Below are 22,954 nucleotides of genomic sequence, written 5' to 3'. Positions count from 1 at the left end.
GCACGCAGGAAGCCCGGACTAATAAGATGGCATTGAAATCCCCCGCGTTTCGTAAAAAATTTCCGTTGCTGGTAACCGGCAGTTTGCTGGCCATGCAACCTCTAGCCATGCCGTTCGCTGTTGCCGAGGAGCAGTATGACTGTTCCGTGTCGGCTACGGGTGGCTGGGATTGCGCGCCAAAAACCAACGCCGCGCAATTGCCGCCGCGTCCGGCGCACCAGGGCGTATTGGCAGATGCCAGCGGTGAGGCCAGCGAGCAAGTCGCGCCTACCCCGCTGGTCACTGAAGCCAAGGGCCGTGGGCTAAAAGCGCGCAGCGACGACTACAGCCATCTGGACTGGGTACCCCGGGACAAGCTGACGCCGGCTCAGCTGGCCGAAACCGGACCGTATTGCTCGGGTTCCTACGTCGAGCCCATCCGTCCGGGCATGAACGACACCACCAGTAAAAGCGATGCACCGACCTTTGTCGGCGCAAAGGCTTCCCGCTATCAGCAGGAAGAGCAGGTCGCGACACTGGCTGGCGATGTCGTCATGCGTCAGGGCAGCATGCAGGTCGAGGCCGACGAGGCCAGCCTGTATCAGGCTGAAAGCCGTGGTGAGCTCAATGGCAACGTCCGTCTGCGTGACAACGGTGCCCTGATTGTCGGCGATCACGCCGATGTTCAGCTGGACACTGGCGCAGCCAAGGTCGACAACGCCGAATACGTCCTGCACAAGTCGCGCATTCGCGGCAGTGCGCTGTATGCCAAGCGTGCCGAAGACGCCATCATCCGCCTCAAGGATGGTACGTACACCACCTGCGAGCCGAACAGCAACGCCTGGCAGCTCAAGGGCAACAACATCACGCTGAACCCGGCCACCGGCTTCGGTACGGCGACCAACGTGACGTTGCGGGTCAAAGACATCCCGATCTTCTACACCCCGTACATCTATTTCCCGATCGACGATCGCCGTCAGTCCGGCTTCCTGCCGCCGTCCTTCAGCAGCAGCACCGACACCGGCTTTACGCTCGTGACCCCGTACTACTTCAACCTGGCACCGAACTACGATGCCACGTTGTATCCGCGCTACATGACCAAGCGCGGTCTGTTGATGGAAGGCGAGTTCCGCTACCTGACCGAGTCCAGCGAGGGACAGTTCGGCGCCGCTTACCTCAACGACGACGACACCAAGCGCAATGGTCAAACCGACTATTCCGACAAGCGCTACATGCTTAACTGGCAGCACAAGGGCGGTCTGGATTCGCGTGTAATGACCGAAGTCGATTACACCAAGATCAGCGATCCGTACTACTTCCAGGATCTGCAAACTGATCAGATCGGTGTCGAAAACCGCGATTACCTGAACCAGCAAGCTGCCGTCAGCTATCGGGGCGACAGTTACACTGCCCGGTTGAATGCACAGGCCTATCAACTGGCCACTGTTACTCAGGTCACGCCTTACAACAAGTTGCCGCAGCTAACCCTCAACGGTGTACTGCCAACTCATCCGGGTGGTCTGAACTTCAATTACGACACCGAACTGGTGCGGTTTGAGCGCAGCCTGGAAAGCGGTAACTACACCAACGAAGATGGCACTACTGACCCACGACTCGACAACAACGTTCAAGGCTTGGCCCGAGCTAATGGTACACGTCTGAATCTGGCACCAAGCATGAGTCTGCCGATGACTTCAAGCTATGGCTTTGTGACTCCAACCCTGAAGTACATGTACACCCAGTACGATCTTGATCTGGATAGCAAGGGCAAGAGTACTTTGCTCGCCGGTGAGGATTTCAAGAGCTCGCAAAACCGCAGCGTCCCTATTGCCAGCGTCGACAGCGGCCTGTATTTCGACCGCAATACCAACTGGTTCGGCACCAACTACCGCCAGACCCTCGAACCGCGTGCGTTCTACCTGTATGTCCCTGAGCGCAATCAGGAAGACATTCCTGTTTTCGATACAAGCGAGAGCACATTCAGCTACTCCTCGCTGTGGCGTGATAACCGGTTCACCGGTTCTGACCGCGTGGGCGACGAGAACAAGCTGTCGCTGGGTCTGACCAGCCGCTGGATCGAAGACAATGGCTTTGAACGCCAGCGTGTCAGCATTGGCCAGGCTTATTACTTCCAGGATCGCAAGGTTCAATTGCCGGGCATTTCCGACGATCGCAAGGATTCAACTGCCAGCGTCTCGCCATATGCACTGGAATACGCCTATCGCTTCAACCGCGACTGGCGCGCGACAGCCGATTACAACTGGGATCCGGAAACCCGCAGCCCACGTTCGGGCAGTGCGATGATGCATTACCAGCCTGAAGACAACCCTAACAAGGTGGTCAACCTGGGCTATCGCTATCGCAACGACCAGGTGATTTACAACCAGTACACCGGCAAGTGGCAAATGGGCGGTGATTACCTGACACCGAAAGATCCTGGTTACATCAAGGACTACTACAAGATCCAGCAGCACGACTTCTCGGTTATCTGGCCGATCGTGCCGCAGTGGAACGCCATCAGCCGCTGGCAGTACGACTACAACCGCAACCGTACCCTGGAAGCCTTCGGTGGCTTCGAATACGACAACTGCTGCTGGAAGCTTCGTCTGATCAGCCGTTACTGGGTATCCAACGACGAGTACACCCAAGAAGCCCCTCAAAACGAGAAGGGCGATCATGGTCTCTTCCTCCAAGTTGTGCTGAAAGGTCTCGGTGGCGTAGTCGGCACCAAAGTAGAGAGCTTCCTCGACAAAGGCATCCAAGGTTATCGTGAACGTGAAGATCAAGCTTTCTGATTGTCTGCGCCCGTTAGTACTGGGCGCGTTGTTCCTGGGTACTGCAGCACACGCTGCAGTACAGCCCCTTGACCAGGTCGTGGCCATTGTCGACAACGACGTGATCATGCAGAGCCAACTGGACCAGCGTGTCCACGAGGTTCAGCAGACCATTGCCAAGCGCGGCCAGGGCGTGCCGCCTGCCAGCGTTCTGGATCAGCAAGTACTTGAGCGTCTGATCGTCGAAAACCTGCAATTGCAGATCGGCGAACGCTCAGGCATCCGGATCACGGATGAAGAGCTGAACCAGGCCATTGGCACCATTGCCCAGCGCAATAACATGACTATTGATCAGTTCCGTCAGGCTTTGGCCCATGACGGCCTGTCCTATGAGGATGCCCGCGAGCAGGTTCGTCGCGAGATGATCATCAGCCGTGTGCGTCAACGTCGTGTCGCTGAGCGCATTCAGGTGACAGAGCAGGAAGTGAAAAACTTCCTCGCTTCGCCTATGGGCGCAATGCAAATGTCCGAAGAGTTCAACCTGGCCAACATTCTGATTCCAACGCCTGAAAGCGCGAATTCGGAAGCCATCCAGGCAGCCGCCAAACAGGCTGAAGAGGTCTACAACCAGCTCAAGAAAGGCGCTGACTTCGGTCAGATGGCCATCGCCCGCTCCGGCAGCGATACAGCACTGGAAGGTGGCGACATGGGCTGGCGTAAAGCTGCTCAATTGCCACCACCTTTCGACCGCATGCTCAGTGAAATGCCAGTGGGTGAGGTGACGCCTCCGGTGCGTACACCGGGCGGCTTTATCATTCTCAAGCTCAATGGCAAGCGCGGTGGCGAAACCGTGGTGGTGGACGAAGTGCACGTTCGCCATATCCTGATCAAACCGAGCGAGATCCGCAGCGAAGCCCAGACCAAAGAGTTGATCAACAAAATCTACGACCGCATCAAGTCGGGCGAAGACTTTGCAACCCTGGCCAAAACTTACTCTGAGGACCCGGGCTCGGCCCTTAACGGCGGCGACCTGAACTGGGTCAATCCGGACTCACTGGTACCCGAGTTCCGCGAAGCCATGGCCGATACCCCACAAGGCGTATTGTCCAAACCGTTCAAGACCCAGTACGGCTGGCATGTTCTGGAAGTCCTAGGCCGCCGCGCCACAGACAGCACTACCCAGGCTCGCGAACAGCAGGCGATGAACGCATTGCGTAACCGCAAGTACGATGAAGAACTGCAAACCTGGCTGCGTCAGATCCGTGACGAAGCCTATGTTGAGATCAAGCTTCCTGGCGCCACCTCGCCAGAGAGCGCAAATCAGGCTGAGCAGTGAAAACAAAGCGTTTTGCACTGACACCCGGCGAACCGGCAGGCATAGGTCCAGACCTGTGCCTGCTTCTCGCCTCTCAACGCCAGCCACACCCCCTGATTGCCATTACCAGCCACGACCTGCTCCTTGAGCGGGCCGTGCTATTGGGCGTGGCTGTCAGCCTGCTACCGGTAAGCCCGGACAACTGGCCCGATCAACCCGCCCCTGCGGGCAGTCTGTATGTGTGGGATACCCCGCTGAATGCGCAGGTTATTGCCGGCACACTGGACAAAGCCAACGCAGCGTTTGTGCTGCAAACCCTGACCCGTGCAGCCCTTGGCTGTGTCGATGGCCACTTCGCAGGCATGATTACTGCGCCCGTGCACAAGGGGATCATCAATGAGGCCGGGATTCCGTTCTCCGGTCACACCGAGTTTCTCGCGGACCTGACTCATACCGACCAGGTAGTGATGATGCTCGCCACGCGCGGCCTGCGCGTAGCCTTGGTCACCACTCACCTGCCTCTGCGTCAGGTGAGCGACGCCATTACCCCTGAGCGCCTGATGCGGGTTACCCGCATTCTGCACGCCGACCTGCAACAAAAATTCGGCATCCCCCAACCCCGTATCCTGGTTTGCGGACTTAACCCCCACGCCGGCGAAGGCGGGCACTTGGGCCATGAAGAAATCGACATCATTGAACCAACTCTGGAGCGCCTGCGCAGCGAAGGCATGGACCTGCATGGCCCGCTGCCTGCCGACACTCTGTTTACCCCCAAATATCTGGAGCACTGCGATGCAGTGCTGGCGATGTACCACGACCAGGGCCTGCCCGTACTGAAATACAAAGGGTTTGGTGCTGCAGTCAACATCACCCTTGGCTTGCCGATTGTCCGCACCTCTGTCGACCACGGCACCGCCCTGGATCTGGCAGGCAGCGGCAAGATCGATACCGGCAGCCTGCAAGTCGCCCTGGAAACCGCCTATCAGATGGCCGAGACCCGTATATGAACGAGCAATACCAACACAAGGCGCGCAAGCGTTTTGGCCAGAACTTCCTGCACGATGCGGGCGTCATTGACCGCATCTTGCGCGCCATCAACGCCAAGCCCACTGATCGCCTGCTGGAAATCGGCCCGGGCCAGGGTGCATTGACCAAAGGCATTCTCGACAGCGGCGGCCAGCTTGATGTCGTGGAGCTCGACAAAGACCTGATCCCGATTCTCAAGCAGCAGTTCGCCGGCATGAGCAACTTCACCCTGCATCAGGGCGATGCGCTGAAGTTCGACTTCAACAGCCTTGGCGCTGCACCGCGCACCCTTCGAGTGGTCGGTAACCTGCCGTACAACATCTCTACCCCGCTGATTTTTCACCTGTTGAAAAATGCCAGCCTGATCCGCGACATGCACTTCATGCTGCAAAAAGAAGTGGTAGAGCGCATGGCCGCAGGCCCGGGCGGCGGCGATTGGGGTCGCCTGTCAATCATGGTTCAGTATCACTGTCGCGTGGAACACCTGTTCAACGTAGGACCTGGTGCGTTCAACCCACCGCCTAAAGTTGACTCGGCGATTGTCCGTCTGGTGCCGCACGAAGTGTTGCCTCACCCGGCCAAAGACCATCGCCTGCTTGAGCGCGTAGTTCGGGAGGCTTTCAACCAGCGCCGCAAAACACTGCGCAACACCCTCAAAGCCTTGCTCAGCAACGCCGAGATTGAAGCGGCAGGGGTTGATGGCAGCTTGCGTCCGGAGCAACTCGACCTTGCGGCCTTTGTGCGTCTGGCCGACATACTCAGCGAGCAACCTGTAGCCACCCCAGCCGAAGATTGATCCCCGGGCTGATGCCCCACCTCTGCAGGAGCGTCGACCGGCGACTCCTGCAGTTGCCCCGCCTTAACCGGCTGGCCTAGTCACCATTACTTGGCCTAGACTCAGGCATCAGTTTTATCCCGAACTGTGTCTACGCTTTCAAGTAAGGCCTCTCGCATGCCCGATCCCCGCTATCTGGTCGACGTCAGCGTCGTCACCCGTTACCTGCCAGAACAATCACAACCCGAACTTCAGCGTTTCGCCTTTGCATACACCATTACGGTGCACAATAAGGGGTCGATAGCCGCGAAGCTATTGTCCCGGCATTGGGTGATCACCGATGGCGACGGTCATGTCGAAGAAGTCCGTGGCGCTGGTGTCGTAGGTCTGCAGCCATTGATCGAGCCGGGCGGACAGCACGTCTATAGCAGCGGCTCGGTGATTACCACCAAAGTAGGCACCATGCAGGGCAGCTACCTGATGCACGCCGAAGATGGTCACGAGTTCAAAGCCATCATTGCCCCCTTCCGTCTTGCCGTGCCCGGAGCCCTGCACTGATGTCCGTGTATGCCGTGGGCGATCTGCAAGGCTGCCTCCAGCCACTCAAATGCCTGCTGGAGCGCGTAGCCTTCGACCCCGCCAAAGACAAACTGTGGCTGGTGGGCGATCTGGTTAACCGCGGCCCGGAATCGCTGGAGACCTTGCGCTTTCTATATCGCATACGCGAGTCGCTGGTGTGCGTATTGGGCAACCACGACCTGCACCTGCTGGCCGCCGCTCACAACATCGAGCGCCTGAAAAAAGGCGATACGCTGCGCGAAATCCTGCAAGCGCCCGATTGCGACGAACTGCTGTCATGGCTGCGCCGGCAGCCTTTGCTGCACCACGATGCGGAACGCAACGTAGCCCTCGTGCACGCAGGAATACCACCGCAGTGGAGCCTGAAAAAAGCCCTCAAGTGCGCTAGCGAAGTCGAACACGCGTTGCGTGACGACAACCTGCTGGGCCCTTTTCTGGATGGCATGTACGGCAACGAACCGGCCAAGTGGGACAACGAACTCACTGGCGTTGCCCGCTTGCGGGTAATTACCAACTATTTCACGCGTATGCGCTTTTGTACCCGAGACGGCAAACTCGACCTCAAAAGCAAAGAAGGGGTCGGCAGCGCACCACCCGGCTACGCCCCCTGGTTCAGCTATAAAGAGCGCAAGACCCAAGGCCTGAAGATAATATTCGGTCATTGGGCAGCACTTGAAGGCAACTGCAAGGAGCCCGGCATTTTCGCTCTCGATACAGGCTGTGTCTGGGGAGGAGCCATGACTCTGCTCAATGTCGACTCTGGCCAGCGCCTTAGCTGTGATTGTGACGACCTTGGCCTTGCTGCCCACTCAGCCACTCCGCTCCCCGAACAACCTTCCCCACCCTTGGGCGCCGTCTAGCCGCGCCCGCAGTCAGGCCACAGGAATCCTCCATGACCGAATTCAAACGTATCCCGCCCGAGCAAGCACAGGCTCTACGCGAACAAGGCGCCGTGGTAGTCGATGTACGCGACCCGCAGGCGTTCGCTGCCAGCCATATCAGCGGTGCGAAACACCTGGATAACCATTCGCTGCATGACTTCATCGCCAACGCCGATCTGGATGCGCCCCTGATCGTTGCTTGCTACCACGGCAACTCCAGCCAGAGCGCTGCGGCTTATCTGGTGAGCCAGGGCTTCAGCGAGGTTTACAGCCTTGATGGCGGCTTCGAGCTGTGGCGTGCAACTTATCCGCAAGTAACCTCCCGGCACGACGCCGAATAATTTTTTATAGACGCCAGCCCGCGTGATCCGCGGGTTGGCGCCCTGCCTGACCAACGGTCGACGTAACAAATCTCGCATCTCGCCTTGACCTCTCTGATTACCAACTATCCTTTAGATCAGGCCATCCGAATCTGGGGAGAGCCGGTACACCGGTGTATGGATTATCAGTAGTAAGTTCAAGGAGTTAACTACCTTGATGGTGTCCTGGGGGGTACACGGCGGCTGAAATGCTGCTGCATGCCAGCACTCGAACTGACCGATCTATCGCCGGCTCCACGTATCGAGCGAGGTGACGTCATGAGTATTTTTAGCCACTTCCAACAACGCTTTGAATCCACACGCCAAGAAGAACTGACACTTCAGGAATATCTTGAACTGTGCAAACAAGACAAAAGCGCTTACGCCTCTGCTGCTGAAAGGCTGCTGCTGGCCATTGGTGAACCGGAACTGCTGGACACCTCCAATAACTCTCGCCTGTCGCGAATCTTCTCCAACAAAGTGATTCGCCGCTATCCGGCCTTTGAAGACTTCCACGGAATGGAAGAATGCATTGACCAGATCGTTTCCTACTTCCGCCATGCTGCGCAGGGTCTGGAAGAAAAGAAACAAATCCTCTATCTGCTGGGCCCGGTGGGCGGCGGTAAATCATCGCTGGCTGAAAAACTGAAGCAACTGATCGAGAAAGTCCCCTTTTACGCAATCAAAGGGTCACCGGTCTTTGAGTCGCCACTGGGGCTGTTCAATGCCACCGAGGACGGCGCCATTCTCGAGGAAGACTTCGGTATCCCCAAACGATACCTGAGCACCATCATGTCGCCGTGGGCGACCAAACGCCTGGCCGAATTCGGGGGCGACATCAGCCAGTTCCGCGTGGTGAAACTCTACCCATCGATTCTCAATCAGATCGCCGTGGCCAAAACCGAGCCAGGAGATGAAAACAACCAGGACATTTCGGCGCTGGTGGGCAAGGTCGACATCCGCAAACTCGAGGAATACCCACAGAACGACGCCGACGCCTATAGCTACTCAGGGGCGCTGTGCCGGGCCAACCAGGGCCTGATGGAGTTCGTGGAGATGTTCAAGGCCCCGATCAAGGTTCTCCACCCCCTGCTGACTGCCACTCAAGAGGGCAACTACAACAGTACCGAAGGTCTGGGTGCGATCCCGTTTACCGGCATCCTGCTGGCTCACTCCAACGAATCGGAATGGCACACCTTCCGTAACAACAAGAACAACGAAGCGTTCATCGACCGGATCTACATCGTCAAAGTACCGTATTGCCTGCGCGTCAGTGACGAAGTGAAGATCTACGACAAATTGCTGTTCAACAGCTCGCTGGCCAAAGCCCATTGCGCGCCCGACACACTGAAAATGCTCGCGCAGTTCACTGTACTGTCGCGCCTTAAAGAGCCGGAAAACTCCAACATTTACTCAAAAATGCGGGTCTACGACGGCGAAAACCTTAAAGACACCGACCCAAAAGCCAAATCAATCCAGGAGTACCGTGACAGCGCTGGCGTAGACGAAGGCATGAACGGTCTGTCGACCCGTTTCGCCTTCAAGATACTGTCCAAAGTATTCAACTTCGACCCGCACGAGATTGCAGCCAACCCGGTACATCTGCTCTACGTACTGGAACAACAGATCGAACAAGAGCAGTTCCAGGCGGAAACACGCGAACGCTATCTGCGCTTCCTCAAAGAGTACCTGGCACCGCGCTACATCGAGTTCATCGGCAAGGAAATTCAGACTGCTTACCTGGAGTCCTACAGCGAGTACGGGCAAAACATCTTCGACCGCTATGTGCTCTACGCGGACTTCTGGATTCAGGATCAGGAGTACCGCGATCCGGAGACCGGCGAAATTCTCAATCGTGTGGCCCTCAACGAAGAGCTCGAGAAAATCGAAAAACCGGCAGGCATCAGCAATCCGAAAGATTTCCGTAACGAAATCGTCAACTTCGTGCTGCGGGCCCGAGCCAACAACAACGGCAAAAACCCGACCTGGCTCAGCTACGAAAAACTGCGAGTGGTTATCGAGAAAAAAATGTTCTCCAACACCGAAGACCTCCTCCCGGTCATCAGCTTCAACGCCAAGGCAAGCAAAGAGGATCAACAAAAGCACAACGACTTCGTTACTCGAATGGTCGAACGTGGCTACACCGACAAACAAGTACGGCTGCTCTCCGAGTGGTACCTGCGGGTCAGAAAATCGCAGTGAGGCAGCTGTAAGCCTCAAGCCTCAAGCTGCAAGGAAAAGCACGCGCGTTGCTTGGACTTGCAGCTTGCAGCTCACAACTTGAAGCTGCCCGGAGGGCCTAATGAGCTATGTGATCGACCGACGCCTCAATGGCAAGAACAAGAGCACGGTAAACCGTCAGCGTTTCCTGCGGCGTTACCGTGACCACATCAAAAAGGCCGTAGAAGAGGCCGTGGGCCGCCGCTCCATTACCGATATGGAACATGGCGAGCAAATCAGTATTCCAGGCCGGGATATCGATGAGCCGGTGCTGCACCACGGGCGTGGTGGCAAGCAAACGGTAGTTCACCCCGGCAACAAGGAATTCACCAGCGGCGAACACATTCAACGCCCGCAAGGTGGCGCGGGTGGCGGGGGCGGCCCTGGCAAGGCGGGCAATTCCGGCGAGGGCATGGACGAGTTCGTGTTTCAAATTACCCAGGAAGAGTTTCTCGAATTCATGTTCGAAGACCTTGAGCTGCCCAACCTGGTCAAACGCAATCTCACGGGAACCGATACCTTTAAAACGGTACGTGCGGGTATCAGCAACGAAGGCAACCCGTCTCGTATCAACATCATCCGCACCCTGCGCTCGGCTCACGCACGGCGTATTGCCTTGTCCGGTAGCAGCCGGAAAAAACTCAAGGAAGCCAAAGCTGAACTTGAACGGCTAAAGCGCGAAGAACCCGACAACTTCGGCGATATCAAAGAAATCGAGACTGAAATCGAGAAGCTCAGCGCACGCATCCACCGTGTGCCGTTCCTAGACACCTTCGACCTCAAGTACAACCTGCTGGTCAAGCAACCCAACCCTAGCTCAAAAGCCGTAATGTTCTGCCTGATGGACGTTTCAGGCTCCATGACGCAGGCCACCAAGGATATTGCCAAGCGCTTTTTCATCCTGCTCTACCTGTTCCTGAAACGGAACTACGACAAGATTGATGTGGTGTTTATTCGCCATCACACCAGTGCACGGGAAGTTGATGAAGAAGAGTTTTTCTATTCCAGGGAAACCGGCGGCACCATCGTCTCCAGCGCTCTTAAGCTGATGCAGGAGATCATGGCTGAGCGCTACCCCACTAACGAGTGGAATATCTACGCAGCACAGGCTTCGGACGGGGATAACTGGAACGACGACTCACCCATCTGCCGCGATATTCTGATCAATCAGATCATGCCATTCGTGCAGTACTACACTTACGTGGAAATAACCCCGCGCGAACATCAGGCACTCTGGTACGAATACGAGCGTATCAGCGAATCTTTTTCAGATACCTTCGCCCAGCAGCAACTGGTCTCGGCCGGCGATATCTATCCGGTCTTCCGTGAACTCTTCCAGCGCAGGTTAGTGACATGACCGCCAAAGAGACTAAGCGCCAACCCATCTCTACCGGCTCAGAGTGGACCTTCGAACTGATCCAGGCTTATGACCGTGAAATCGGCCGCCTGGCAGAACGTTACGCCCTGGATACCTACCCCAACCAGATAGAGGTGATCACTGCCGAGCAGATGATGGATGCCTACGCGTCTGTGGGCATGCCACTGGGATACCACCATTGGTCCTACGGCAAACACTTCCTGAGCACCGAAAAGTCGTACAGCCGCGGCCAGATGGGGCTTGCCTACGAGATAGTGATCAACTCCGACCCTTGCATCGCCTACCTGATGGAAGAAAACACCATCTGCATGCAAGCACTGGTGGTGGCCCATGCCTGCTATGGGCATAACAGCTTCTTCAAAGGCAATTACCTGTTTCGCACCTGGACAGATGCCAGTTCGATTATCGACTACCTCGTGTTCGCCAAGCAGTACATCATGCAGTGCGAAGAGCGCCACGGTATCGATGCGGTCGAAGACCTGCTCGACTCCTGCCATGCCCTAATGAACTACGGTGTCGATCGTTACAAACGGCCTTACCCTATTTCAGCCGAAGAAGAACGCCGCCGGCAAAAGGATCGTGAAGAACACCTGCAAAAACAGATCAATGATCTGTGGCGCACCATTCCCAAAGGTGCAGACAAATCAAGCGAGAAGGACAATGCACGCTTCCCCGACGAACCTCAGGAAAACATCCTGTACTTCATCGAAAAACATGCTCCTTTACTCGAACCCTGGCAGCGCGAAGTCGTGCGCATCGTACGCAAGATTGCCCAGTACTTTTACCCACAACGGCAAACCCAGGTAATGAACGAGGGCTGGGCAACTTTCTGGCACTACACCTTGATGAATGACCTCTACGATGAAGGCCTGGTGACTGAGGGCTTCATGATGGAGTTCCTCATATCCCATACCAGCGTTGTGTTCCAGCCTGGCTTTGACAGCCCTCACTACAGCGGGATCAACCCCTACGCGCTGGGCTTTGCGATGTATTGCGATATCCGGCGTATTTGCGAGCATCCCACTGAAGAAGACCGCCACTGGTTCCCGGACATGGCTGGTAGCGACTGGTTGTCGAGCATCAAATTCGCCATGAGCAGCTTCAAGGACGAAAGTTTTATCCTGCAATACCTGTCACCCAAGGTCATCCGCGACCTGAAACTGTTCAGCATCATGGACGATGACCAAAAGGATGACCTGCTGGTACCTGCCATTCATGACGAGAATGGCTACCGCACCATTCGCGAAACCCTTGCGGCCCAGTACAACCTGGGCAATCGTGAACCCAACGTACAAATCTGGAGCATCGATCGCCGTGGTGATCGCTCGCTGACCCTGCGCCACCAGCAACATGACCGCAAACCCTTGGGCGACTCAACCGACGAAGTGCTCAAACACCTGCATCGTCTGTGGGGTTTTGATATTCATCTTGAAACGCTACAAGGCGACCAGATCATGAAGGTCCACCACGTCCCCCCAAAAGGCGAGCACTCCGACACCGACTACGGACGTTTGGACATGAGCGCCATTCACCTGTAAACACAGGAGCCTCCGTTATCACGGCGCAAGCGTTATCCTGTCGTGCTAACGGAGGTTTTTTATGCAGATTTATAAAGTTGGCGGCGCCGTAAGGGACCGCCTGCTGGGCAGGCCCGTCACAGATATAGACTGGGTGGTGGTCGGCGCAACAGTCGAACAAATGCTCGCCAAAGGGTTTCGCCCGGTGGGCTCGGACTTCCCTGTATTTCTTCATCCCAAAACCGGAGAGGAATATGCACTGGCCCGTACAGAACGCAAAAGCGGTCGGGGCTATGGCGGCTTCATTTTTCATGCAAGCCCCGACATTACCCTTGAGCAGGATCTCATTCGACGCGATCTGACCATCAATGCGATGGCTGAAGATGACGCAGGTAATTTGACCGATCCTTTCCATGGCCAGCGCGATCTTGAAGCACGGATTTTACGCCATGTTTCGCCCGCTTTCGCCGAAGATCCACTCCGAGTACTGCGAGTGGCCCGGTTCGCCGCGCGCTATGCAGGGCTCGGTTTCACCGTCGCTCCCGAAACACTGGAGCTGATGCGCCAACTGTCTCGCTCAGGCGAGCTGCAAGCCCTGACCCCGGAGCGCTGCTGGAAAGAAATTTCCCGCGCCCTGATGGAAGATCAACCACAGTTATTCATAGAAATACTGCGCAGCTGTGACGCTCTGGAAGTGCTGCTACCTGAGGTCAACGCTCTGTTCGGTGTGCCGCAACCTCCCGCGCATCATCCGGAGATCGACAGCGGCGTACACACCTTGAGCGTGCTGGAGCAGGCCGCCCTGCACAATCAACCATTGACCGTGCGCTGGGCATGTCTTCTACATGACTTGGGAAAAGGGCTTACACCTGAAAAGGACTGGCCACGCCACATTGCCCACGAACACAAAGGCCTTCGCCTGATCAAAGCAGTCAATGAGCGGTACAAAGTACCCCGCGACTGTCAGGAACTGGCACTCCTTGTAGGCGAATATCACACCCACGGTCATCGCGCCCTGGAGCTAAAAGCCTCGACGCTACTGGAATTGTTGCAGCGCTTTGACGTGTATCGCCGACCGCAGCGCTTTGAGGAGTTTGTCGTGGCGTGCGAGATGGATGCCAAGGGGCGCCTGGGACTGGAGAATCGCCCGTACCCTCAGGCCGATTATTTGCGCGCAGCAGCCAAGGCGGCACAGGCCGTGGCCGTCCAGCCATTACTTGAACAAGGGTTTAAAGGCCCTGAACTTGGAGAAGCGCTGAAGCACGAGCGACTAAAGGCGCTGCAAGCCTACAAAGAAGCAGCCAAAGCCTGATACACAACTCTTGTAGTCGCTGCCGCAGGCTGCGATAAGGACCGAAGGACCTTCACCGCAGGGCCACCAGGCAACCCATCGCAGCCTGCAGCAGCCACTACAAAGGCAAAAGCATCCCGGCCGGGGTCAACTGCTCCCCCCGCCATTCAAATGCTGCAGGCGCCAGAACCTGATCGATCTGTGCTTCTTCCCAAATCTGAGCCAAAGTCTTGCCCACACCCGAATGCACCTTGTCTGGCGCTATCAACGATAAAGGCCATAAAACAAAAGCATTTTTGAGAATTTCTGCGCGAGGCAAAATTAAACCGTCAAAGTTGCCCTCCAGATCACCGTAAAACAACACGTCGATGTCCAAAGGCAAACCCTTGCGATCCAGGGCATAACGCCCGTTATCCGCTTCAATAAGCTTCAAACGTCGACTTAATTCAGCCAATGGCAAATCAGTCTTTGCTGACACTACCAGGTTGAAAAAGGGCCCGCTCTTGATGCCCACCGGCTGGCTTTCAAACACCGCAGAACAATTCATGCCCTGCAAAAAGCCGGCAAGCGCATCAAGCCCCGCGCATAAGTGCTTTTCACGCTCGACATTACTGCCCAGCCCAAGGAAAACCCGAGTTAGCGACATCCGCGCTCAATCTCCACACCAACACCGGTGGCCGCCGAAACGGCCCCGGGCTTGGTCAGCTTCAAGTGCAACCACGGAATGTTGAATTCACTCATCAGCACTTCGGCCAAACGCTCTGCAAAGGTCTCCACCAACTGGAATTGAGCCGCCTCGGCAAATGCCTGAATTCGCGATGAGACACTGGCGTAATCCAGGGCCAGCGTCAGGTCATCACCCGCTGCAGCCGGGCGGTTATCCCAGGCAAAACTCAGGTCAAGCCGCAAGCACTGGCGGATGCCACGCTCCCAGTCATAAGCACCAATCACGGTGTCAACTTCCAGGCCTTCGATAAACACTCTGTCCAAGCACTCTTCTCCGCAGCACGACAAGGGCGCAATGCGCCGTTAGAATCAGGGCGTCCTCGCCCGGAATAGTTAGCATGTTTTGGTTACTGGCGATCCTCGCCTACCTGCTTGGCTCTCTGTCCTTCGCCATTTTGCTCAGCCGCCTGACGGGAAATCCCGATCCGCGAATGAGTGGCTCGGGCAATGCCGGCGCGACCAACATGTTGCGCCTTGCCGGCAAAAAGCTGGCGGTCCTGACCCTGCTCGGCGACCTGTGCAAAGGTTTGCTGCCTGTACTTTTGGCCAACCAGTTCGGCCTCCCGCTCCAGCAACAGGCCTGGATAGGCGTCTGCGCCGTCATCGGGCACATGTATCCGCTGTACTTCCGTTTTCGCGGCGGCAAAGGTGTCGCCACTGCCGCAGGCATGCTGGTGGGACTCTATCCGCCTGCCGCACTGCTAGCGATTGTCGCCTGGCTGCTGACCTTCCAGCTAAGCCGCACCAGCTCACTGGCAGCGCTGATTGCCGCGCCTCTGACCCTGCCATTGCTGGCCTGGCAAGAACCTGCCGCCTTACTGCCAATGAGCGCCTTGACTGGACTCATTGTGTGGCGCCATCGCAGCAATTTACGCGACCTCATGGCCGGGCGCGAACGGCATTTCTGAATAGCGCACATGAAAAACGCTCAAGCAACCACCTCACCCCCGCACTCACAACGGCTTTAGCTGCTCCATTGGCCAACGTGCCTGCACACTGATCGCCAAGCTTTCGTGCTGACCTGCCTGCAACCGCTGACAACCGGCAAATGCGATCATCGCGCCGTTATCCGTGCAAAACTCCGGCCGGGCGTAGTACACATTGCCATTCATCTCGCCCAGCATTTTCTCAAGTGAAACGCGCAGCGCTTTATTGGCACTAACCCCACCCGCAATCACCAGGCGCTTCATGCCTGCGTGCTTCAAAGCGCGCTTGCACTTGATGGTCAACGTCTCGACCACAGCCTGCTGGAACGCCAGAGAGATATCGCAACGGGTTTGCTCCGTATCGTCACCCGCTGCCACGCAGCGCTGCCATGTATTCAAGGCAAAGGTTTTAAGGCCGCTGAAGCTGAACTGCAGCCCCGGACGGTCAGTCATTGGCCTTGGGAACACAAACCGGCCAGCAACGCCCTGAGCGGCCAATCGCGCGATCTCAGGACCACCCGGATAGTTGAGTCCCATCATCTTGGCTGTCTTGTCGAACGCCTCTCCGGCAGCATCGTCCAGAGTCTCGCCCAACAACGCGTATTGACCGATTCCATCCACACGCACCAACTGCGTATGCCCGCCCGACACCAACAAAGCGACGAACGGAAACTCCGGAGGCTGCTCTTCCAGCATCGGAGCCAACAAATGGCCCTCCATGTGGTGCACACCCAAGGCCGGAATGCCCCAGGCAAAAGCCAGCGCCTGAGCGCACGAAGCCCCAACCAGAAGGGCTCCGACCAATCCAGGCCCCGCCGTGTAGGCGATGGCATCAATCTCTGTAGGCACACAATCAGCCTCAGCCAGCACCTGACGAATCAAGGGCAGCATGCGTTTGACGTGATCCCTTGAAGCCAGCTCCGGAACTACACCGCCATAAGCGCGGTGCAAGTCGATCTGACTGAACAGTGCGTCGGCCAAAAGCCCGCGTTCACTGTCGTAAAGCGCGACGCCGGTCTCGTCGCAGGAGGTTTCTAATCCCAGTACTAGCATGGGTTTACGCCTTGTAGAGGCTAAATTCGAAGGCGCGCATAATAGTCGCCACTCCCGCCCCCGGCCAGCGGTTTTCGATCAGAGGCTTTGCATTCCGGGCGATGAGGGGTTAACATCCGCAACCCTTAAAAACCGACGTCTTCCAACGCGATTTTGCCTTGAGACGTTGACCCCGGTAATGAATGAAGGTAGCTCTGGATGCCAGCCGTCAAAGTAAAAGAGAACGAACCCTTCGACGTAGCTCTGCGTCGTTTCAAGCGCTCCTGCGAAAAAGCCGGTGTTCTGGCTGAAGTTCGCAGCCGCGAATTTTACGAGAAGCCGACTTCTGAGCGTAAGCGTAAAGCAGCAGCTGCTGTTAAGCGTCACGCGAAGAAAGTTCAGCGCGAGCAGCGCCGCGCCGTTCGTCTGTACTAATACACAGACGTTCGAAGCACGCTTCTGCCAAGCCCGGCCTAAAGCCGGGCCGTAGGCAGTTGCAGCTTTAGTTACATGCTTTATTGTCAAGGCCGCAGATGCGACCGCGACAAAACGCTACATCACGTCAGACCTGGCCTAATAGCCAGCGGTGCACGTCTTTACTGACGAGCCTTCCAAGGCTACCGACGAGCACACCCCTCTGATTTTCCTAAAGACGATCAGCCCAAGGCACCTCTCCAGTGCCTGCTTATGAGCTATCCGAGACCAGCCATTGGTCAATGCCGGACTCAGAGCGCGACACCTTTCGAAGCTTTTCACCCTGATTAATAATGAATCAGTGATGTTTCGACAGATACACTCCCCCAACATGATCAAGCAGACGTCCCCGATCTTGCAGAGCACTTGCCTGCACGCCCAGATGACCAAGCCTTCATGCGGGTTAATTTCTGCGCTGAGATGACGAGAACGCCATGGCCGGGTTAATCCCCCAGAGCTTTATTGACGACCTTCTGAACCGCACCGATATCGTCGATGTCGTCAGCTCGCGCGTGCAAATGAAGAAAGCCGGCAAAAACTACACCGCCTGCTGCCCCTTCCATAAAGAAAAAACCCCATCCTTCAGCGTCAGCCCTGATAAACAGTTCTATTACTGTTTCGGGTGCGGCGCAGGCGGCAATGCCCTCGGCTTTATCATGGACCACGACAACCTGGACTTCCCCCAGGCTGTAGAAGAACTGGCCAAAGCCGCCGGCATGGAAATACCCCGGGAAGAAAGCGGCCGCCCACACAAACCAAGGCAGCCGACCGACTCCCCGCTTTACCCGCTACTGACAGCCGCTGCCGACTTTTATCGTCAAGCCCTAAAAGGCCATCCTGCACGCAAAGCAGCCGTGGACTACTTGAAGGGACGAGGCCTGACCGGCGAAATAGCCCGCGACTTCGGCCTCGGTTTCGCCCCGCCGGGCTGGGACAACCTGTACAAGCACCTGAGCAGCGACACGCTGCAACAAAAGGCCATGATCGACGCCGGCCTGCTGGTCGAAAATGCCGAAACCGGCAAGCGCTATGACCGCTTTCGTGATCGTGTCATGTTTCCGATCCGAGACAGCCGGGGCCGCATAATCGCTTTCGGCGGCCGCGTGCTGGGCGACGATAAACCAAAGTATCTGAACTCCCCCGAAACCCCGGTCTTTCATAAGGGCCAGGAACTGTACGGGCTGTTCGAAGCACGCAAGTTCAACCGCAGCCTCGACGAAATCATCGTGGTCGAAGGTTATATGGATGTCATCGCCCTAGCCCAGCAAGGCCTGCGCAATGCCGTAGCCACCCTCGGCACGGCAACCAGTGAAGAACACATGAAGCGCCTGTTCCGCGTGGTGCCCAGCGTTCTGTTCTGCTTTGACGGCGACCAGGCAGGCCGCAATGCCGCCTGGCGCGCACTGGAGGCAACACTGCCCTGCCTGCAGGATGGACGTCGCGCGCGCTTCCTGTTCCTTCCCGAAGGCGAAGACCCGGATACCCTGGTGCGCTCAGAAGGCACCGACGCCTTCAAGGCCCGCATCAACCAGCACGCACAACCGCTGGCCGATTACTTCTTCCAGCAATTGACGGAAGAGTCCGACCCGCGATCGCTTGAAGGCAAGGCCCATATGGCCACCCTTGCAGCACCGCTGATCGACAAAGTCCCGGGCGCCAACCTGCGGACCTTGATGCGTCAACGACTGAGCGAGATAACCGGCCTCACCAGCGAAACAGTCAGCCAACTGGCACAGAACGCACCCGCTAAAACACAGGCGCAACCTGCTTACGACCCGAGCATTGATTACGATGGAATGCCTGACTATAGCGACTTCCAGCAACCGGACACCTACCTCCCCCAACAGGAGTGGACTCCGAAAAAGCCTGGCGCTGGCGGCAAGAAGTGGGAAAGCAAGCCTTGGGACAAAAAAACCAGGCGAGGCGGTGACAACGACCCGCCGCGCGGCCCGCGCATACCCGCAGCAGTAGAGCCGCCAACCCTGGCCGCACTGCGCACCTTGCTGCACCACCCTCAACTGGCTGCAAAAGTTGAAGACGCCGGGCACTTCGCTGCAGAAGACCAGACTAATAACCAACTGCTGATCGCTCTGGTTGAGGCCGTACAGAAAAATCCTAAGCTAAGCTCTATTCAGTTGTTATCCCGCTGGCACGGGACTGAACAGGGTCGTTTATTGCAAAGATTGCTGGAAAAGGAATGGTTAATTGATGCCGACAACCTTGAACAACAGTTTTTCGACACTATAACTAGCCTGTCAGCTCGCCAACGCGAGCGAAATCTGGAGCAACTTCTTCGAAAAGCACGTCAAGGCGAGCTCAGTACCGAGGAGAAAAATCAGTTACGCGACCTTCTAAGTCGCAATAATTCCGCATCAAACCCGACCTCAACTGGCGCGTGAGGTCATAGCTAAGGTATAATCCTCGGCTTGTTTTTTGCCCGCCAAGACCTTCAGTGGATAGGGTGTTATGTCCGGAAAAGCGCAACAGCAGTCTCGTATCAAAGAGTTGATCACCCTCGGCCGTGAGCAGAAGTATCTGACTTACGCAGAGGTCAACGACCACCTGCCCGAAGATATTTCAGATCCGGAGCAAGTGGAAGACATCATCCGCATGATTAATGACATGGGGATCCCCGTACACGAGAGTGCTCCGGATGCGGACGCCCTTATGTTGGCCGATGCTGACACCGACGAAGCAGCTGCTGAAGAAGCAGCTGCAGCGTTGGCAGCAGTAGAGACCGACATTGGTCGTACTACCGACCCAGTACGCATGTATATGCGTGAAATGGGCACGGTAGAACTGCTGACACGTGAAGGCGAAATCGAAATCGCCAAGCGTATCGAAGAAGGCATCCGCGAAGTGATGGGCGCAATTGCGCACTTCCCTGGCACGGTTGACCATATTCTCTCCGAGTACACTCGCGTCACCACCGAAGGTGGACGCCTGTCCGACGTTCTGAGCGGTTATATCGACCCGGACGACGGCATTGCACCGCCTGCAGCCGAAGTACCGCCTCCCGTCGACCCAAAGGTGAAAGCCGAGGGCGATGACGAAGAGGAAGAGAAGGAAGAGTCCACCGAGGAAGAGGAAGAGGTCGAAAGCGGCCCTGACCCGATCATCGCGGCTCAGCGTTTCGGCGCTGTTTCCGATCAGATGGAAATCGCTCGCAAGGCACTGAAAAAGCACGGTCGCGGCAGCAAGCAAGCAATTGCAGAGCTGGTCGCACTGGCTGAGCTGTTCATGCCGATCAAACTGGTCCCGAAGCAATTCGAAGGCCTGGTTGAACGTGTTCGTAGCGCTCTGGAGCGTCTGCGTGCACAAGAGCGCGCCATCATGCAGCTGTGTGTACGTGATGCACGCATGCCGCGCACCGACTTCTTGCGCCTGTTCCCGGGCAACGAAGTTGATGAAAGCTGGAGCGACGCGCTGGCCAAAGGCAAAAGCAAATATGCTGAAGCTATTGGTCGCCTGCAACCGGACATCATCCGTTGCCAGCAAAAGCTGTCTGCACTGGAAGCTGAAACCGGCTTGAAGATTGCCGAGATCAAGGACATCAACCGTCGCATGTCGATCGGTGAGGCCAAGGCCCGCCGCGCGAAGAAAGAGATGGTTGAAGCCAACTTGCGTCTGGTGATCTCCATTGCCAAGAAGTACACCAACCGTGGCTTGCAGTTCCTCGACTTGATCCAGGAAGGCAACATCGGCTTGATGAAAGCGGTAGACAAGTTTGAATACCGCCGCGGCTACAAATTCTCGACTTATGCCACCTGGTGGATCCGTCAGGCGATCACTCGCTCGATCGCCGACCAGGCCCGCACCATCCGTATTCCGGTGCACATGATCGAGACGATCAACAAGCTCAACCGTATTTCCCGCCAGATGCTGCAGGAAATGGGCCGTGAACCGACCCCGGAAGAGCTGGGCGAACGCATGGAAATGCCTGAGGATAAAATCCGCAAGGTATTGAAGATCGCTAAAGAGCCGATCTCCATGGAAACCCCGATCGGTGATGACGAAGACTCCCATCTGGGCGACTTCATCGAAGACTCGACTATGCAGTCGCCAATCGATGTAGCCACCGTTGAGAGCCTTAAAGAAGCAACACGCGACGTACTCTCCGGCCTCACCGCACGTGAAGCCAAAGTACTGCGCATGCGCTTCGGTATCGACATGAATACCGACCACACCCTTGAGGAGGTTGGTAAGCAGTTCGACGTTACCCGTGAACGGATTCGTCAGATCGAAGCCAAGGCGTTGCGCAAGCTACGCCACCCGACGAGAAGCGAGCATCTGCGCTCCTTCCTCGACGAGTGATACCAAAACCCCCGGCCCTGCCGGGGGTTTTGCTTTATAGCAATAACCCCTGCCCCACTCCTGCGCAATACCACTCGCAACTCCCGCCAGAGCCGAGCCTATAGAGGGCAGCTCAAACCACGCTCGCCGGCCATTCTGTTACTGCCGCTTTTACCTGGACCGTCGGAGCAGGGGTTAAACCCTGGGGGGGGGGCATCAATCAAGACCAGCTTAAGCATTTATCTCTGGGCATATAAAAAACGACAAAAAATTATCGCGGCTTTCCCCATAACACCTACGACACAGTCATTGTCACTACCGTCATTGCAGAGGGTGTCGAAGCCCTGCCGCTACGAGATTTTCTTGTCGAGCAGGCTGCGAGCAACACAAAGAGAAATATCGCAATCGGGTCTTAAACTGCAAAAAAATCGCAGAGAACATTCTTCACGTCTCTATTTCAGACTTTTCGGATAGCACTCGCGAGAAACCATCGTTATAATCCGCGGCCTACTGAGGGCCTATAGCTCAGTTGGTTAGAGCAGGGGACTCATAATCCCTTGGTCGTAGGTTCGAGTCCTACTGGGCCCACCATACTCAAAGCCGCGCATTGCGCGGCTTTCGTGTTTTTGCATGAGCCCTGGCGTTAGTTCTGCGCTCCAGAGGTTAAGTACAGGCTCGCCAGCCTCCTAAAAACACCTCTCATGGAAACTCTCGTCAAAGCTCCTTTCGCCATCTGGAAGGCTCTGATTCGCATACCAGGTGGCAACCTTTCGCACCGAAGACAGCATGACCAGAGGTGCGAGCATCCAGGCGCAACGGCTTAGAGCGTACGTGCGCCACCCTAGCAATCTTTACACGCATAACAACCTCACCTACCTTGTCGGCCCCGTAACAGTCCATCAGATTCGGGCGGTGAAATAAGAATACTGAAGAGCCCGCCATATATATGACAGGCTCTTATTTACACTCAGCAACTCACACTACAAGACTGGGTTATTGTTAAACCAAAAAGGTCTTAACTTTGATAGCGCAATACAACCCCCATGGAATCCGAAACCCCACCAACGACAATCTTGTTGTTCTGCAGCAGAACCGTGTAAGCGCCTGCTACTTCATTGCCTAATCGCGTGCGCACCCAACCGAGCCCCGAGTTGAATGAACTGTCCAGACCACCCGACTTATCAAAACGGGCAATAACGATATCAAAGTCAAATGAGTCTACAAGCTTGTCGATTGCCCCCACGACTACCAGCATCCCGTCAGGTTGATAAGTACAGTTTTTCCACAGTGTCCCGCTTTCACCCAAACGTGTATTAAGGGGGGTACCAAAATTAAAATCAGGGTTCATCTGGCCATTTTCTTCCAGCATTAATAGCTGACCGACATAAGGCTCATAAATAGAACCACCG

Annotated in this window: 19 protein-coding genes and 1 tRNA gene; 16 read left to right on the top strand and 4 right to left on the bottom strand. The window is 56.3% G+C overall.

The annotated features are described in order from the left end of the window. Positions 1–26: 26 nt before the first annotated feature. The 11 genes from AOC04_RS22405 (at position 27) to AOC04_RS22355 (ending at position 14,115) form a co-directional block, all read left to right on the top strand. Positions 27–2,774, top strand: a complete 2,748-nt coding sequence (locus AOC04_RS22405) for an LPS-assembly protein LptD (protein ID WP_060696721.1) — start codon at positions 27–29, stop codon at positions 2,772–2,774. Next, positions 2,749–4,089 carry a peptidylprolyl isomerase SurA gene (surA, locus tag AOC04_RS22400; RefSeq protein WP_073509789.1) on the top strand — a complete coding sequence of 447 codons (1,341 nt, stop codon included), beginning with the start codon at positions 2,749–2,751 and terminating at the stop codon, positions 4,087–4,089. The genes AOC04_RS22405 and surA overlap by 26 nt, the downstream gene beginning before the upstream one ends. Continuing rightward, on the top strand, positions 4,086–5,075 hold the full coding sequence (gene pdxA, locus AOC04_RS22395; RefSeq protein WP_060696719.1) for a 4-hydroxythreonine-4-phosphate dehydrogenase PdxA: 990 nt from the start codon (positions 4,086–4,088) through the stop codon (positions 5,073–5,075). Before surA ends, pdxA begins: the two co-directional genes overlap by 4 nt. Further along, a complete protein-coding gene (rsmA, locus tag AOC04_RS22390) occupies positions 5,072–5,890 on the top strand; it encodes a 16S rRNA (adenine(1518)-N(6)/adenine(1519)-N(6))-dimethyltransferase RsmA (protein WP_060696718.1) in 819 nt (272 codons plus the stop codon). Before pdxA ends, rsmA begins: the two co-directional genes overlap by 4 nt. A 156-nt stretch (positions 5,891–6,046) precedes the next feature. Further along, on the top strand, positions 6,047–6,427 hold the full coding sequence (gene apaG, locus AOC04_RS22385) for a Co2+/Mg2+ efflux protein ApaG (protein ID WP_060696717.1): 381 nt from the start codon (positions 6,047–6,049) through the stop codon (positions 6,425–6,427). Further along, a complete protein-coding gene (locus AOC04_RS22380; protein WP_060696716.1) occupies positions 6,427–7,308 on the top strand; it encodes a symmetrical bis(5'-nucleosyl)-tetraphosphatase in 882 nt (293 codons plus the stop codon). The genes apaG and AOC04_RS22380 overlap by 1 nt, the downstream gene beginning before the upstream one ends. A 32-nt stretch (positions 7,309–7,340) precedes the next feature. Next, entirely contained in the window at positions 7,341–7,670 is a 330-nt protein-coding gene (glpE, locus tag AOC04_RS22375; protein ID WP_060696715.1) for a thiosulfate sulfurtransferase GlpE, read from the top strand. Positions 7,671–7,967: 297 nt separating this feature from the next. After that, positions 7,968–9,890 (top strand): PrkA family serine protein kinase, encoded by a 1,923-nt coding sequence (locus AOC04_RS22370; RefSeq protein WP_003444505.1) that lies wholly within the window; start codon positions 7,968–7,970, stop codon positions 9,888–9,890. A gap of 100 nt (positions 9,891–9,990) precedes the next feature. Further along, positions 9,991–11,265: a YeaH/YhbH family protein gene (locus AOC04_RS22365; protein WP_060696714.1), complete on the top strand. Its 1,275-nt coding sequence runs from the start codon at positions 9,991–9,993 to the stop codon at positions 11,263–11,265. Beyond that, positions 11,262–12,824, top strand: a complete 1,563-nt coding sequence (locus AOC04_RS22360; RefSeq protein WP_060696713.1) for a SpoVR family protein — start codon at positions 11,262–11,264, stop codon at positions 12,822–12,824. Before AOC04_RS22365 ends, AOC04_RS22360 begins: the two co-directional genes overlap by 4 nt. A gap of 61 nt (positions 12,825–12,885) precedes the next feature. Next, positions 12,886–14,115 (top strand): multifunctional CCA addition/repair protein, encoded by a 1,230-nt coding sequence (locus AOC04_RS22355; RefSeq protein ID WP_060696712.1) that lies wholly within the window; start codon positions 12,886–12,888, stop codon positions 14,113–14,115. A gap of 97 nt (positions 14,116–14,212) precedes the next feature. Here AOC04_RS22355 and folK read toward each other — a convergent pair whose 3' ends face one another. Both folK and folB read right to left on the bottom strand, forming a co-directional pair. Next, on the bottom strand, positions 14,213–14,740 hold the full coding sequence (gene folK / locus AOC04_RS22350; protein WP_060696711.1) for a 2-amino-4-hydroxy-6-hydroxymethyldihydropteridine diphosphokinase: 528 nt from the start codon (positions 14,738–14,740) through the stop codon (positions 14,213–14,215). Further along, positions 14,731–15,084 carry a dihydroneopterin aldolase gene (gene folB / locus AOC04_RS22345; protein WP_060696710.1) on the bottom strand — a complete coding sequence of 118 codons (354 nt, stop codon included), beginning with the start codon at positions 15,082–15,084 and terminating at the stop codon, positions 14,731–14,733. Before folB ends, folK begins: the two co-directional genes overlap by 10 nt. Before the next feature lie 74 nt (positions 15,085–15,158). Between folB and plsY the strand changes: the two genes are divergently transcribed. After that, positions 15,159–15,728: a glycerol-3-phosphate 1-O-acyltransferase PlsY gene (gene plsY / locus AOC04_RS22340; RefSeq protein WP_060696709.1), complete on the top strand. Its 570-nt coding sequence runs from the start codon at positions 15,159–15,161 to the stop codon at positions 15,726–15,728. Positions 15,729–15,773: 45 nt separating this feature from the next. On the opposite strand, the gene tsaD is transcribed toward plsY, so the two are convergent. Beyond that, positions 15,774–16,799 carry a tRNA (adenosine(37)-N6)-threonylcarbamoyltransferase complex transferase subunit TsaD gene (tsaD, locus tag AOC04_RS22335; RefSeq protein WP_060696708.1) on the bottom strand — a complete coding sequence of 342 codons (1,026 nt, stop codon included), beginning with the start codon at positions 16,797–16,799 and terminating at the stop codon, positions 15,774–15,776. A gap of 198 nt (positions 16,800–16,997) precedes the next feature. On the opposite strand from tsaD, the gene rpsU reads away from it, so the two are divergent. From rpsU to AOC04_RS22315, 4 genes are all read left to right on the top strand, one after another. After that, complete coding sequence (gene rpsU, locus AOC04_RS22330; protein WP_002551877.1) at positions 16,998–17,213, top strand: 30S ribosomal protein S21; 216 nt, start codon at positions 16,998–17,000, stop codon at positions 17,211–17,213. Between the two features lie 473 nt (positions 17,214–17,686). Beyond that, on the top strand, positions 17,687–19,651 hold the full coding sequence (dnaG, locus tag AOC04_RS22325; RefSeq protein WP_060696707.1) for a DNA primase: 1,965 nt from the start codon (positions 17,687–17,689) through the stop codon (positions 19,649–19,651). Between the two features lie 67 nt (positions 19,652–19,718). Further along, positions 19,719–21,566 carry an RNA polymerase sigma factor RpoD gene (rpoD, locus tag AOC04_RS22320; protein WP_060696706.1) on the top strand — a complete coding sequence of 616 codons (1,848 nt, stop codon included), beginning with the start codon at positions 19,719–19,721 and terminating at the stop codon, positions 21,564–21,566. 493 nt (positions 21,567–22,059) lie between these two features. Beyond that, a tRNA-Ile gene (locus AOC04_RS22315) sits at positions 22,060–22,136 on the top strand. Positions 22,137–22,560: 424 nt separating this feature from the next. On the opposite strand, the gene AOC04_RS22310 is transcribed toward AOC04_RS22315, so the two are convergent. Then, positions 22,561–22,914 carry a delta-60 repeat domain-containing protein gene (locus tag AOC04_RS22310; protein ID WP_060696705.1) on the bottom strand — a complete coding sequence of 118 codons (354 nt, stop codon included), beginning with the start codon at positions 22,912–22,914 and terminating at the stop codon, positions 22,561–22,563. Positions 22,915–22,954 lie beyond the last annotated feature (40 nt).

The sequence above is a fragment of the Pseudomonas versuta genome (assembly GCF_001294575.1).
GTDB classification, from domain to species: Bacteria; Pseudomonadota; Gammaproteobacteria; order Pseudomonadales; family Pseudomonadaceae; genus Aquipseudomonas; species Aquipseudomonas versuta.
This window is presented reverse-complemented; position numbering and strand designations above follow the sequence as displayed.

Coding starts and splice junctions, on each gene's coding strand:
- AOC04_RS22405 (WP_060696721.1), top strand. CDS start 27: ATGGCATTGAAATCCCCCGCGTTTCGTAAAAAATTTCCGTTGCTGGTA.
- rsmA (WP_060696718.1), top strand. CDS start 5,072: ATGAACGAGCAATACCAACACAAGGCGCGCAAGCGTTTTGGCCAGAAC.
- apaG (WP_060696717.1), top strand. CDS start 6,047: ATGCCCGATCCCCGCTATCTGGTCGACGTCAGCGTCGTCACCCGTTAC.
- AOC04_RS22380 (WP_060696716.1), top strand. CDS start 6,427: ATGTCCGTGTATGCCGTGGGCGATCTGCAAGGCTGCCTCCAGCCACTC.
- glpE (WP_060696715.1), top strand. CDS start 7,341: ATGACCGAATTCAAACGTATCCCGCCCGAGCAAGCACAGGCTCTACGC.
- AOC04_RS22370 (WP_003444505.1), top strand. CDS start 7,968: ATGAGTATTTTTAGCCACTTCCAACAACGCTTTGAATCCACACGCCAA.
- AOC04_RS22365 (WP_060696714.1), top strand. CDS start 9,991: ATGAGCTATGTGATCGACCGACGCCTCAATGGCAAGAACAAGAGCACG.
- AOC04_RS22360 (WP_060696713.1), top strand. CDS start 11,262: ATGACCGCCAAAGAGACTAAGCGCCAACCCATCTCTACCGGCTCAGAG.
- AOC04_RS22355 (WP_060696712.1), top strand. CDS start 12,886: ATGCAGATTTATAAAGTTGGCGGCGCCGTAAGGGACCGCCTGCTGGGC.
- folK (WP_060696711.1), bottom strand. CDS start 14,740: ATGTCGCTAACTCGGGTTTTCCTTGGGCTGGGCAGTAATGTCGAGCGT.
- plsY (WP_060696709.1), top strand. CDS start 15,159: ATGTTTTGGTTACTGGCGATCCTCGCCTACCTGCTTGGCTCTCTGTCC.
- tsaD (WP_060696708.1), bottom strand. CDS start 16,799: ATGCTAGTACTGGGATTAGAAACCTCCTGCGACGAGACCGGCGTCGCG.
- rpsU (WP_002551877.1), top strand. CDS start 16,998: ATGCCAGCCGTCAAAGTAAAAGAGAACGAACCCTTCGACGTAGCTCTG.
- dnaG (WP_060696707.1), top strand. CDS start 17,687: ATGGCCGGGTTAATCCCCCAGAGCTTTATTGACGACCTTCTGAACCGC.
- rpoD (WP_060696706.1), top strand. CDS start 19,719: ATGTCCGGAAAAGCGCAACAGCAGTCTCGTATCAAAGAGTTGATCACC.
- AOC04_RS22310 (WP_060696705.1), bottom strand. CDS start 22,914: ATGCTGGAAGAAAATGGCCAGATGAACCCTGATTTTAATTTTGGTACC.